Genomic DNA, 12,079 nt, shown 5'->3' with positions numbered 1-12,079 from the left:
ACCCGCATTGACACCCCAGCCGCACGAGTGGTGGGCTCGGGCTCATTCGTACGAGTGGGGGACGTCGCGCGACGAGGAGGCTCGGTGCAGCTCAGGGGCAGGAAACGGTCGACGGCCGCCGCCATAGCGGTGATCGGGTCGCTGCTCGGCGGCGCCGTGGCCGCCGCGCCGCCCGGCACCCTCACGGCGCCCTCCACCCCGGACACGCCGACCCGCGCACCGGGCGGCGGCGCTGCCGCCGCGCTCGGCGCCAACGGCGCCGTCGGCCCCGTGCTCGACCCCGGCGCCGACACCCCCCGGACGGCCGCGGACGGGCCCGCCGTGTGGCCCCGGCCGCAGTCGATGGCCGCCGATCCGGCGCGCGAGGTGGCGCTGGGCACGGAGGCCGTACTGGTCGCTCCGGCGGACGCCGACCCGTACGCGCTCCAGGTGGTGCGGGACGCCCTGCGCAAGGCGGGCGTGAAGACCCTGCACGAGCCGGCCCCCGGGGCGCCGGTGCCCGAGCGGGGGACCCTCGTACGGCTCGACGACGCGGGTGCGGAGCAGGCCCTGCGGGCGCTCGGCGCGTCCGCGGCGGCGGACCTGCCGGACGGGGGCTACCGGCTCGCGGTGGGGCGCCCCGGCGGCCGGGACACGGTCGCACTGGCCGGCGTGGGCGAGGCGGGGCTGTTCCACGCGGCCCAGACGCTGCGCCAGCTGCTCGCCGCGAACCGCGGGAAGGTGCCCGGGGTACTGGTGCGGGACTGGCCGATCGCACCGGTGCGCGGGATCACCGAGGGCTTCTACGGGCAGCCCTGGACCAACGAACAGCGCCTCGCCCAGGTGGACTTCATGGGCCGCACCAAGCAGAACCGGCTGCTGGTCGCGCCCGGGGACGACCCGTACCGGACGACGGGCTGGCGCACGGACTACCCGCAGGCGCAGCAGGAGGAGTTCCGCGCGCTGGCCGAACGGGCCCGCGCCAACCGGGTGGTCCTGGCCTGGGCGGTCACCCCCGGCCAGTCGATGTGCCTGGCCTCGGCCTCCGACCGGGCGGCGCTCGCGCGCAAGCTGGACTCGATGTGGGACCTCGGCTTCCGCGCCTTCCAGGTGCAGTTCCAGGACGTCAGCTACTCGGAATGGGGCTGCCGCGCGGACCGGGAGCGGTACGGGAAGGGCCCGGCGGCGGCCGCGAAGGCGCACGCGGAGGTCGCGAACGAGCTGGCCGCGCACCTGGCCGCCCGGTATCCGGGCGCGCCCGCCCTGTCGCTGCTGCCGACGGAGTACTACCAGGAGGGCGCCACCTCCTACCGGACGGCCCTCGCGGGCGCGCTGGACGCGCGGGTGCAGGTGGCCTGGACGGGCGTCGGCGTGGTGCCGCGCACGATCACGGGCGGGGAACTGGCCGGGGCGCGCTCCGCCATGGGGCAGCAGCCCCTGATCACCATGGACAACTACCCGGTCAACGACTGGGATCCGGGCCGGATCTTCCTCGGCCCGTACGCGGGCCGCGATCCCGCGGTGGCGGGCGGCTCGGCGGCGCTGCTGGCCAACGCGATGCAGCAGCCCGTCCTTTCGCGGATCCCGCTCTTCACGGCGGCGGACTTCGCCTGGAACCCGCGCGGCTACCGGCCCGGCGAGTCCTGGCAGGCGGCCGTCCGCGACCTCTCGGGCTCCGACCCGCGGGAGCGCGAGGCGGTGGCGGCGCTGGCCGGGAACACCGCGTCGTCGGGTCTGAAGCAGGAGGAGTCGGCCTATCTGAAGCCGCTGGTCGAGCAGTTCTGGAAGGCCCGTGCCGCGGGCGACCCGGCGGCCGGGGCCGAGCTGCGCAAGGCGTTCACGGTCCTGCGCGAGGCCCCCGGCCGGCTGCCGGCCCTGTCGGACGAGGCGGGGCCCTGGCTGGAGCGGCTGGCGCGCTACGGAGCCGCCGGCGAACTGGCCGTGGACGTCCTCCAGGCCCAGGCCCGCGGGGACGGGGCCGCCGCCTGGCAGGCCTCCCGGGCCCTGGCCGAGGCACGCAAGGCACTGGCGGAACCGGGGGCGGCCCGGGTGGACAAGGCCGTCCTGGAGCCCTTCCTGACGAAGGCGGCGGAGGCGGCGGACGCGTGGACCGGCGTCGCCCGCACCACGGGCACGGTGACGAAGGAGCCGGAGGCCTGGACGGTCCGGCTGGACTCCGCGCGCCCGGTGTCGGCGGTGACCGTGATGACGGAGCCGTTCCCGGCGGGGACGCGGGGCGCGGCAGTGGAGGCGCACGTACCGGGCGAAGGCTGGCGCAAGGTCGCCGACGCCGCGGCCTCGGGCTGGACCCAGGTGGACACGGCCGGGCTGAGCGCGGACGCGGTACGGCTGTCCTGGGCCGGAATGGGCGCCGCGCCCGTGGTGCACCAGGTGGTCCCGTGGTTCGGGGACGGCCCGCGCGCCCGCTTCGAGCTGACGGAGGGGGCCGCCGACGCCGAGATCGGCGGCGCCCCGCGGCGGGTGTCGGCGCAGCTGTCCGCGCTGGGCCCCGGCGAGGTCCGCGGCCCGCTGTCGGCGCAGCCGCCGGCGGGCATAGAGGTCCGCCTCCCGCAGACCGCGGTGGCGCCGCGCGGCGGGCAGGTGTCGATCCCGCTGGAGGTCGTGGTGGCCCCGGCCACCGCGCCTGGCACCTACCAGGTCCCCGTCACCTTCGACGGCGAGACCCGGACCCTGACCGTACGGGCCGTGCCCCGCACCGGCGGCCCCGACCTGCTGCGCACCGCGCGGGCGAGCTCCTCGGCGGACGAGACCCCCGCCTTCCCGGCCTCGGCGGCCGTGGACGGCTCCGCGGCCACCCGCTGGTCCTCACCGCCGGTGGACGGAGCGTGGTGGCAGGCACAGCTGCCCGCCCCGGCCCGGGTCGGCCGGCTGGAGCTGCACTGGCAGGACGCGTACCCGTCCGCCTACCGGGTGGAGACCTCCGCGGACGGCGTCACCTGGCGCCCGGGGGTGACCGTCACGGCCTCGGCGGGCGGCCGCGAATCGCTCCGCCTGGACGCGCCCGACACCCGCTTCCTCCGCATCACGTGCGACCGCCGCGCCACCCGCTACGGCTGCTCCCTCTGGTCGGCAGAGGCCTACGCGGTCACCCCGTAGCCCTGCCAAATCCAGCCCCTCCGGCGTTTGAGGGGTGGGGGTCCCCCCGGACGGAGTCTGGGGGAGGGTCTGGGGCGGAGCCCCAGCAGCGGAGCCGAGGTTCAAGACGCCGCGACCCCGATGCGCTCCAGCGCGTCCTCGGCCCCGTACGGCTGGAGGTACGGCATCCAGCGGGGGTCCCGGTGCCCCGTCCCGATGATCCGCCAGGCCAGCCCGGAGGGAGGCGCCGGCTGGTGGCGCAGGCGCCAGCCCAGCTCCAGCAGGTGCCGGTCGGCCTTGACGTGGTTGCACCGGCGGCACGCGGCGACGACGTTGTCCCAGGCGTGCTGCCCGCCCCGGCTGCGCGGGATGACGTGGTCGACGCTGGTGGCGACGGCGCCGCAGTACATGCAGCGGCCGCCGTCCCGCGCGAACAGGGCGCGCCGGGTGAGTGGAACGGGCCCCCGGTAGGGGACCCGCACGAAGCGCTTGAGCCGTACCACGCTGGGAGCGGGGACGACCCTCGTCGCGCTGTGCAGAAAGGCGCCGGATTCCTCCAGGGAGACCGCTTTGTTCTCCAGGACGAGGACGAGCGCGCGGCGGAGCGGTACGACGCCGAGGGGCTCGTACGACGCATTGAGGACCAGGACGTGCGGCACGGACTGCCTCCTTGTACGTCGGCGGCGCGTGGCTCGCGCCGGGACGATCTGCTCTCCAGTCTCTCCTTACGGCTGGTCGAAGCGCCACCACGCGCCCGTAACGGGTCCGAGGTGTTTTCAACCACACTCAGTCATCCCCAGGTGAGTCTGGTCTCTCCCTCGAACACGGCACCAAGGTGAAGGGATTGCCCCGTTAGTGTGGATGGTCTGGCCCGCACGACCTTCCCCGGACTCCCTCCGGGGGACCCCCGGCGGGCAGACCGCTCTACATGGAGGTTCCCGTCGTGCCCTGGCCCGCCGCTCTGCTGCCGTTGGCAGCCGACGTTCCGGACGCGCCCGCCTCGGTCAAGGAGGCGCAGGCCAGCGTCACCGAGGCCGCGAGCTTCATCGAGCAGAACTGGGCCACCTGGCTGAGCATCGGCCTGCGGATCCTGCTGATCGTGGTGATCGCGGCGGTCATACGGTCGGTGGTCCGCAAGGCGCTGACCAAGCTGATAACCCGGATGAACACCAGCGCGGAGGCGGTCGAGGGCACCGCGCTCGGCGGGCTGCTGGTCAATGCCGAGCGGCGGCGCCAGCGTTCGGAGGCGATCGGCTCGGTCCTGCGTTCGGTGGCCTCGTTCCTGATCCTCGGCACGGCCGCGCTGATGGTGCTGGCCGCGCTGAAGATCGACCTGGCCCCGCTCCTGGCGAGTGCCGGTGTGGCCGGTGTGGCCATCGGTTTCGGCGCCCGGAACCTGGTCACGGACTTCCTGTCCGGCGTCTTCATGATCATGGAGGACCAGTACGGCGTCGGCGACAAGATCGACGCGGGCGTGGCCTCGGGCGAGGTCATCGAGGTCGGGCTGCGCGTGACCAAGCTGCGCGGGGACAACGGCGAGATCTGGTACGTGCGCAACGGCGAGATCAAGCGGATCGGCAACCTCAGCCAGGGCTGGGCCACGGCGGGCGTGGACGTCCAGGTCAAGCCGACGGAGAGCCTGCCGCGGATCCGCGAGGTGGTCCAGGAGGTCGCCGACACCCTGGCGAAGGAGTCCCCGTGGGACGAGCGCCTGTGGGGTCCGGTCGAGGTCCTCGGCCTGGGCGAGGTGCTGCTCGCCTCGATGACGGTGAACGTCTCGGCGAAGACGATGCCGGGCCAGCAGTTCGCGGTGGAACGGGAGCTGCGCTGGCGGATCAAGGAGGCCTTCGACGCCGCGGGCATCCGGATCATCGGCGGCTTGCCGGCCGCCGATGACGAGGACGAGGCCCCGGCGGACCCGTCGGCCTCCGTCGCCGCGCCGTCGGCACTGGCGAACCCGGCCTCCCCTCAGTCGCTGGCCACCGCCCCGATCCCGCCGCCGGCCGGTCCGCGGATCACCAAGTAACCGCTGCGGCCCCCGTATCGCCCCCGCTGCCCCGCAGGTCATTCGCGAATGACCTGCGGGGCAGCGGCATTGACACCGATCACACGGTGATAGGAAACTTACCTAACAGATCGCCTCGGTGAGGGAGAGCCGCTCCATGCCCGCCGCCACACCCGGAACGCCCAGCCTGTTGCGCGCCATGAACGACCGGGCCGCGCTCGAACTCCTGCTGACGCACGGCCCGCTGTCGCGGACCCGCATCGGGCACCTGACCGGACTGTCCAAGCCCACCGCCTCCCAGCTGCTGGCCCGCTTGGAAGCCGCCGGACTCGTCCTGGCCACCGGCACCGACGGCGGCCGCCCCGGCCCCAGCGCCCAGCTGTACGCGCTCAACCCCCGCGCCGCGTACGTCGGCGGGCTCGACGTCACCCCCGGGCGCGTGCTGGCGGCCGTCGCCGACCTCACCGGGACGGTGATCGCCTCCCACGAGGTCCCGTACACCGAGGGCGCGCAGGCCGTGGACCAGGTGACCGAGGCCCTCGGCGGAGCCGTCAAGGCCGCCGGGCTGCACCGCTCCGACCTGCACCGGGTGGTCATCGCCACCCCGGGCGCCTTCGACCCGCAGAGCGGCCGGCTGCGCTACGCCAGCCACCTGCCCGGCTGGCACTCCCCCACCCTGCTCGAAGACTTGGCGGCGGCCCTGCCGATGCCCGTGGAGTACGAGAACGACGTCAACCTCGCCGCCGTCGCCGAGCAGCGCCTCGGCGCGGCCCGCGGCCACGAGGACTTCGTCCTGCTCTGGAACGAGGAGGGCCTCGGCGCCGCCCTGGTGCTCGGCGGCCGGCTGCACCGCGGCTGGACCGGCGGCGCGGGCGAGGTGGGCTTCCTGCCCGTACCCGGCCGCCCCCTGGTCCGGCAGGTCACCCGGGCCAACTCCGGCGGTTACCAGGAGCTGGCCGGCGTGGAGGGACTGCCCAGGCTCGCCGCGGAACTGGGCATGGAGGCCGCGCCCGGGCCCGCCCCCGGCGCCTCCGGCGGCCCGCACAGCCCCGAGGTCGCCGCCGCCGTCGCCCTGCTCGGGCGGGCCGCCGCCGCTCCCGAGGGCGCGCACCTGCGCTTCCTCCAGTCGTACGCCACCGCGCTCGCCACCGGCCTCGCCTCGCTCGTCGCCGTGCTGGACCCGGAGATCGTGGTCCTGTCCGGGGCGGCGATCAGCGCGGGCGGCGAGCCGCTGCGCGCCCTGCTGGAGGCCGAACTCGCCGAACTGGCCCCCTCCCGGCCCCTGCTGGTCCCCGGCGAGGTACGGGAACGGCCGGTCCTGCACGGCGCGCTGGAGAGCGCACTGGCCGCCACCCGGGACGAAGTGTTCGACACCTCCCGCTGAACCGCCCCGCCCGCCCCAGCCCGTCCCGTCCACCCCGCCCGTTCCGCCCGGCACCCTCCCCCCACCGGAAGTTTCGTCCTCCGCAGAGAGCGAGCCCCGCCATGCCCAGAACCGGACGCTTGACCACCGCAGCCGCCCTCCTCGCCGCGATATCCGCCCTCGCCACGGCCTGTACGGGCCAGAGCGCGGACACGGCCTCCGACGACCCGAAGGCGGACGTCACCCTGAACTTCTGGCACGGCTGGTCCGCGCCGAGCGAGACCAAGGCGATCGAGGACAACATCGCCCGGTTCGAGAAGGCGCACCCGAACATCAAGGTCAAGGTCACCGGCAACATGACCGACGACAAGATCAACCAGGCCCTGCGCGCGGGCGGGGACAAGGCCCCCGACGTGGTCTCCTCCTTCACCACCGACAGCGTCGGCAAGTTCTGCAACTCCCGCGCCTTCGCCGACCTGAACCCCTTCCTCCAGAAATCCGGGGTCGACAAGACGAAGGTCTTCCCCAAGACCCTGCTGGAGTACACCCAGTTCAACGGCAACCAGTGCACCCTGCCGCTGCTCCACGACGCGTACGGCCTCGTCTACAACAAGACCGCCTTCGCCGCCGCCGGCATCACCGAACCCCCCAGGACCTGGAGCCAGTTCACCGAGGTCGCGCAGAAGCTGACCAAGCCCAAGGGGGACTCGTACGAGCAGGTCGGCCTGATGCCCACCTTCCACGGCTACGAGACCAAGCCGACGCGGCTCGCGGCGCAGTGGGGCGCCACGTACTTCGACGCCGACGGCACGTCCAACCTGGCCCGGGACCCGGCCTTCGCCAAGATGCTGACCGCGCAGAAGGGCCTGGTGGACAAGCTCGGCGGCTACGAGAAGCTGGAGAGGTTCCGCAACACCTTCGGTGACGAGTGGAGCGCCGAGCACCCCTTCCACCTGGGGTTGGTCGCGATGCAGATCGACGGCGAGTGGCGGGCCCCGATGGCCGAGGAGGCCGGGGTCGCGTTCGAGATCGGCACCGCGCCGCTGCCCGTTCCGGACGAGCAGGCCGCCGACTACGGCAAGGGCTACCTCTCCGGCACGATCATGGGCATCGCCTCCGGCAGCAAGAAGCAGAACGCCGCCTGGGAACTGGTCAAGTACATGACCACCGACACCGAGGCGGTGGTGGCCTTCGCCAACGCCATCCACAACGTGCCCTCCACGCTGGCCGCCCTGGAGTCCCCGAACCTCCAGGTGACCCCCGAGTTCAAGACCTTCCTCGACATCGCCCGGCACCCGAAGTCCGGCACCACCCCGGCCCAGGCCGACGGCGGCACCTACCAGCTGACCTTCGAGGACTTCGCGTACGGGGTCGAGAAGGGCGACGTCACCGACATCCCGGCCGGCCTCGCCAAGACCGACCAGCAGATCGACACGGACATCGCGAAGGCGAAGTAGCCCCGGATGACCACCCCCACCCTGCGGTCGAAGCGCCGCCGCTCCGCCCTGCGGACCGCGGCCTTCATGTCCCCCTGGCTCATCGGGTTCGCGGTCTTCTTCGCCTACCCCCTGCTGTCCACCCTGTACTTCTCCTTCACCAAGTACGACGGCTTCCGGCAGCCCGCCTTCAACGGCCTGGACAATTGGAGCTACGTCTTCACGGACTATCCGCTCTTCTGGCCGGCGATGCGCAACACCCTGTGGCTGGTGGCGGTGATGGTGACCTGCCGGGTCCTCTTCGGCCTCGGCGTCGGCCTGCTCGTCACGAAGATCAAGACGGGGGTCGGGATCTTCCGGACCCTGTTCTACCTGCCCTACCTGGCCCCGCCCGTCGCCGCGACCCTGGCCTTCGTCTTCCTGCTCAACCCCGGCACCGGCCCCGCCAACACCCTGCTGGACGCGGTGGGACTGCCCACCCCGGGCTGGTTCACCGACGCCGACTGGTCCAAGCCCGCGCTCACCGCCCTCGCCCTGTGGGGGGTGGGCGACCTGATGGTCATCTTCATGGCCGCACTGCTCGACGTACCGAAGGAGCAGTACGAGGCCGCCGAGCTGGACGGGGCCGGGTCCTGGGCACGGTTCCGGCACATCACCCTGCCCAACATTTCGCCGATCATCGCGTTCGCGGTGGTCACCGGCGTCATCCAGGCCATGCAGTACTACGCCCAGCCCCTGGTGGCGGGAAAGGTCGCGGCAGGTGTCATCGGCGGATCCGGCCAGCAGTTCGAGCCCGGCTACCCCGACAAGTCCACCCTGACCCTGCCGCAGCTCGTCTACAACCTCGGATTCCAGCGCTTCGACTACGGCACGGCCTGTGTCGTCGCGCTCGTCCTGTTCGCCCTCTCCATGGCCTTCACCGCGCTCCTGATGCGGCGCCGTGGCGGACTGATCGGAGCAGGTGAGTGAGCACGCACGGGCGCAAGGCCGTACTGCACTGGATCGGCGTCCACGCCCTCGGCGTGGCCGCGGCCCTCTTCTTCGTCCTCCCCTTCGTCTTCCTCCTGCTCACCTCCCTGATGGGCGACCGGCAGGCGCTCACCCGCGACCTGTGGCCCCACACCTGGGAATGGGACAACTACGCCACCGTCTGGAACACGCCCGGCTTCCTGACCTGGTGGCGCAACACCCTGTTGTACGCCGGGCTCGGCACCCTGTTGACCGTGGTCTCCTCCGTGCCCGTCGCGTACGCGCTCGCCAAGTTCCGCTTCCGCCTGAGGCGGCTCTCCCTGCTGCTCGTGATCGCCATGATGATGCTGCCGCCGCAGGTGGTGGTCATCCCCATGTACCTCTTCTGGGCCAAGCAGCTCGACCTGTCCGGCACCCTGTGGCCGCTGATCGTCCCGATGGCCTTCGGCGACGCCTTCTCCATCTTCCTGCTCCGCCAGTTCCTGCTGACCATCCCCGACGAGTACCTCGATGCGGCCCGCGTCGACGGCTGCGGCGAGGTGCGCACCCTGCTGCGCGTGGTGCTGCCGATGGCCAAGCCGGGGATCGCCGCCGTCGCGCTGTTCCAGTTCTTCTCCGCCTGGAACGACTACTTCGGCCCGCAGATCTACGCCTCCGACAACCCGGCCGCCTGGACCCTCAGTTACGGACTGGAGTCCTTCAAGGGGGCGCACCACACCAACTGGAACCTGACCATGGCCGCGACCGTGCTGGTCATGGCCCCGGTGATCGTCCTCTTCTTCTTCGCCCAGAAGGCGTTCGTCGAGGGAGTCACCCTGACCGGCGTGAAAGGCTGACGGCAATGAAACTCGCAGTGGTGGGCGGCGGTTCCACCTACACCCCCGAACTGATCGACGGCTTCGCACGGCTGCGCGACACCCTGCCGGTCGGCGAGCTCGTCCTGATCGACCCGGCCGCCGACCGGCTGGAACTCATCGGCGGCCTGGCCCGGCGGATCTTCGCCCGGCAGGGGCATCCGGCCCGGGTGACCACCACCGCCGACCTCGACGCGGGGGTCGACGGGGCCGACGCGGTCCTGCTCCAGCTGCGCATCGGCGGCCAGGCGGCCCGGCTGCAGGACGAGACCTGGCCCCTGGAGTGCGGCTGCGTCGGGCAGGAGACCACGGGCGCGGGCGGCCTCGCCAAGGCGCTGCGCACGGTCCCGGTGGTCCTCGACATCGCCGAACGGGTCCGGCGGGCCAACCCGGACGCCTGGATCATCGACTTCACCAACCCGGTCGGGATCGTCACCCGGGCCCTCCTGCGGGCCGGGCACAAGGCCGTCGGGCTGTGCAACGTCGCCATCGGCTTCCAGCGGAAGTTCGCGGCCCTGCTGGACCTGCCCCCCGGCGACATCCACCTGGACCACGTGGGCCTCAACCACCTCAGCTGGGAACTGGGCGTGCGCCGCGGCGGCCCCGGCGGCGAGGACCTGCTGCCGCAGCTGCTCGCCGCGCACGGCGAGGCGATCGCCGGGGACCTGCGCCTGCCGCGGGCGGTGCTGGACCGGCTCGGCGTCGTGCCCTCCTACTACCTGCGCTACTTCTACGCCCACGACGAGGTCGTACGGGAACTCGGCACGAAGCCCTCGCGGGCCGCCGAGGTCGCCGCGATGGAGCGGGAACTGCTGGCCCTGTACGGGGACCCCGCACTCGACGAGAAGCCGGCGCTCCTGGCGAAGCGGGGCGGCGCCTTCTACTCGGAGGCAGCCGTGGACCTGGCCGCCTCCCTGCTGGCCGACGGCGGCCCGGCCGTACAGGTGGTCAACACGTACAACAACGGCACCCTGCCCTTCCTCCCGGACGACGCGGTCGTCGAGGTGCAGGCGCACGTCGGCCCCTCGGGCCCGCGGCCGCTGGCGGTCCCCCGGCTGGACCCGCTCCACTCCGGGCTCATCGCGCACGTGACGGCGTACGAGGACCTCGCGCTGGACGCGGCGCTGCGCGGCGGTCGCGAGCGGGTCTTCAAGGCGCTGCTCGCGCACCCGCTGGTCGGCCAGTTCGACCTGGCCGAGGGGCTGACCGACCGGCTCCTCGCGCACAACAAGGAGCACCTGGCATGGGCGTGAGCCTCTGTTCCGTCCTGGCGATCGACGCGGGGAACAGCAAGACCGACGTGGCCCTGCTCGGCCCGGACGGTTCGGTGCTGTGCTCCGGGCAGGCCGGCGGCTTCCAGCCGACCCGGACCGGGGTGGCCGCGGCCGTCGACGTCCTGGCCGAGGCGATGGCCGACGCCGGCCTGGACTACCGGGAGGGACGCGGCCTCGGCCCCTGCGCCGAGCACGTGTCGGCCTGCCTGGCCAACGCCGACTTCCCGGTGGAGGAGTGGAAGCTGGCGCGCGAGATCAAGCGCCGCAACTGGGGGCTCGTGACGGAGGTGCACAACGACACCTTCGCCCTGCTGCGCGCCGGCCTGCCCGTGGGCGCCGAGCCGCGCGGCGTCGCGGTGGTGTGCGGGGCCGGCATCAACTGCGTCGGGATGACCCCGGACGGGCGGACGGCACGCTTCCCCGCGATCGGGCGGATCTCCGGCGACTGGGGCGGCGGGGGCGGACTGGCCGACGAGGCCCTGTGGTTCGCGGCCCGTGCCGAGGACGGCCGGGGCGAGCCGACGGAACTGGCCCGGGCCCTCCCCGCGCTCCTGGGCCTCGACTCGATGGCCGCGCTGATCGAGGCGATGCACCTGGGCCGGATCCCGGCCGGGCGGCGGCACGAACTGACCCCGGTGCTGTTCGCGGTGGCGGCCGCCGGCGACCCGGTGGCGCTGTCGCTGGTGCACCGGCAGGCGGACGAGATCGTGGCCATGGCCTCGGTGGCACTGGACCGCCTGGGCCTGCTGGACGAGGAGGTGCCCGTGATCCTGGGCGGCGGCGTCCTGGCCGCCCGGCACCCGCAGCTGAACGACCGCATCGCGACCCGCCTCGCCGACCGCGCCCCGCACGCCCGCATCCACGTGGTCACGACCCCCCCGGTCCTGGGCGCCGCCCTCCTCGGCCTCGACGCCCTCGCCTCCCCACCCCTCGCCTACGGAAAACTCCGTGCCCATTTCGGGTGAACCCGCCCCGGAAGGCCGCCGGTCTGGAACCGTGGCGCTCGTGCAGACGTATTGAGATGAAGGGGTGACGGAGGGCGCCCCCGGGGACGGATCCCCCCGGATGCAGCACCGGGTGCTGTGGTCGACCGGCACTACGTC

At 73.2% G+C, this 12,079-nt stretch carries 9 protein-coding genes; 8 read left to right on the top strand and 1 reads right to left on the bottom strand.

The features are described from left to right. Positions 1-84: 84 nt before the first annotated feature. A complete protein-coding gene (locus ACIPYQ_RS01455) occupies positions 85-3,096 on the top strand; it encodes a beta-N-acetylglucosaminidase domain-containing protein (protein ID WP_401245141.1) in 3,012 nt (1,003 codons plus the stop codon). A 101-nt stretch (positions 3,097-3,197) separates the two neighbouring features. Here ACIPYQ_RS01455 and ACIPYQ_RS01450 read toward each other — a convergent pair whose 3' ends face one another. Then, positions 3,198-3,734, bottom strand: a complete 537-nt coding sequence (locus ACIPYQ_RS01450; protein WP_361756919.1) for an HNH endonuclease — start codon at positions 3,732-3,734, stop codon at positions 3,198-3,200. 269 nt (positions 3,735-4,003) lie between these two features. On the opposite strand from ACIPYQ_RS01450, the gene ACIPYQ_RS01445 reads away from it, so the two are divergent. The 7 genes from ACIPYQ_RS01445 to ACIPYQ_RS01415 all read left to right on the top strand — a co-directional run bounded on the left by ACIPYQ_RS01445 (position 4,004) and on the right by ACIPYQ_RS01415 (position 11,941). Further along, a complete protein-coding gene (locus ACIPYQ_RS01445) occupies positions 4,004-5,101 on the top strand; it encodes a mechanosensitive ion channel family protein (protein WP_361756922.1) in 1,098 nt (365 codons plus the stop codon). Between the two features lie 136 nt (positions 5,102-5,237). Next, positions 5,238-6,464 (top strand): ROK family protein, encoded by a 1,227-nt coding sequence (locus tag ACIPYQ_RS01440; protein WP_401245138.1) that lies wholly within the window; start codon positions 5,238-5,240, stop codon positions 6,462-6,464. Positions 6,465-6,565: 101 nt separating this feature from the next. Further along, positions 6,566-7,900, top strand: coding sequence for an ABC transporter substrate-binding protein (locus ACIPYQ_RS01435; RefSeq protein WP_401245136.1), 1,335 nt, complete (start codon positions 6,566-6,568; stop codon positions 7,898-7,900). A gap of 6 nt (positions 7,901-7,906) precedes the next feature. Next, on the top strand, positions 7,907-8,848 hold the full coding sequence (locus ACIPYQ_RS01430; RefSeq protein ID WP_401245134.1) for a carbohydrate ABC transporter permease: 942 nt from the start codon (positions 7,907-7,909) through the stop codon (positions 8,846-8,848). Next, a complete protein-coding gene (locus ACIPYQ_RS01425; protein WP_401245132.1) occupies positions 8,845-9,684 on the top strand; it encodes a carbohydrate ABC transporter permease in 840 nt (279 codons plus the stop codon). Before ACIPYQ_RS01430 ends, ACIPYQ_RS01425 begins: the two co-directional genes overlap by 4 nt. 5 nt (positions 9,685-9,689) lie before the next feature. Beyond that, the gene (locus tag ACIPYQ_RS01420) at positions 9,690-10,955 is read left to right on the top strand and encodes a 6-phospho-beta-glucosidase (RefSeq protein WP_401245130.1); all 1,266 of its coding nucleotides are present in this window, start codon (positions 9,690-9,692) and stop codon (positions 10,953-10,955) included. After that, complete coding sequence (locus ACIPYQ_RS01415) at positions 10,946-11,941, top strand: N-acetylglucosamine kinase (protein WP_401245128.1); 996 nt, start codon at positions 10,946-10,948, stop codon at positions 11,939-11,941. The genes ACIPYQ_RS01420 and ACIPYQ_RS01415 overlap by 10 nt, the downstream gene beginning before the upstream one ends. Positions 11,942-12,079 lie beyond the last annotated feature (138 nt).

Origin of the sequence: Streptomyces sp. NPDC090045 (genome assembly GCF_044747975.1) — a bacterium.
Classification (GTDB): domain Bacteria; phylum Actinomycetota; class Actinomycetes; order Streptomycetales; family Streptomycetaceae; genus Streptomyces.
This window is presented reverse-complemented; position numbering and strand designations above follow the sequence as displayed.

What these genes read in the sequence shown, in the direction of transcription:
- ACIPYQ_RS01445 (WP_361756922.1), top strand. Translation starts at nt 4,004, where the DNA reads ATGGAGGTTCCCGTCGTGCCCTGGCCCGCCGCTCTGCTGCCGTTGGCA.
- ACIPYQ_RS01440 (WP_401245138.1), top strand. Translation starts at nt 5,238, where the DNA reads ATGCCCGCCGCCACACCCGGAACGCCCAGCCTGTTGCGCGCCATGAAC.
- ACIPYQ_RS01435 (WP_401245136.1), top strand. Translation starts at nt 6,566, where the DNA reads ATGCCCAGAACCGGACGCTTGACCACCGCAGCCGCCCTCCTCGCCGCG.
- ACIPYQ_RS01430 (WP_401245134.1), top strand. Translation starts at nt 7,907, where the DNA reads ATGACCACCCCCACCCTGCGGTCGAAGCGCCGCCGCTCCGCCCTGCGG.
- ACIPYQ_RS01420 (WP_401245130.1), top strand. Translation starts at nt 9,690, where the DNA reads ATGAAACTCGCAGTGGTGGGCGGCGGTTCCACCTACACCCCCGAACTG.
- ACIPYQ_RS01415 (WP_401245128.1), top strand. Translation starts at nt 10,946, where the DNA reads ATGGGCGTGAGCCTCTGTTCCGTCCTGGCGATCGACGCGGGGAACAGC.